This window comes from Bacillus sp. SIMBA_026 (assembly GCF_046535335.1).
In the GTDB taxonomy this organism is placed as follows: Bacteria; Bacillota; Bacilli; order Bacillales; family Bacillaceae; genus Bacillus; species Bacillus velezensis.
The window spans coordinates 1-237 of sequence record NZ_JAWRWX010000468.1; the positions used below are offsets into that span (position 1 = coordinate 1).

Sequence of the window (237 nt, forward strand, 5' to 3'; positions counted from 1 at the left end):
CCTGCTCATCGGTGCGAGCCTGCTGGCTTGGGCCATCTGGGGCGGTGCCGGCCCACTAGGCTGGATTGTCTTCGCAGTCGGCATGGTGTTTGTGGTTGCCGGGATGGCTTCAAGCGCTGTCTTGACTGGTCGCAGGCTCAAACAGCACGGCGTTCCGAACAGGTCGGTGCTGATCGGTGTTGCGCTGGCGGTCGTGGGGATGTTCGTGATTCCGGTGCTGGGCCTCTTCACTGGTTT

Annotated in this window: 1 protein-coding gene; it reads left to right on the plus strand. The window is 62.4% G+C overall.

Features of this window, described 5'->3' with window-relative positions; all coding sequences use genetic code 11:
- Positions 1-237 (plus strand): DUF456 domain-containing protein (locus SB847_RS22190; protein ID WP_410578916.1); only part of this gene is annotated, 237 nt, incomplete at both ends.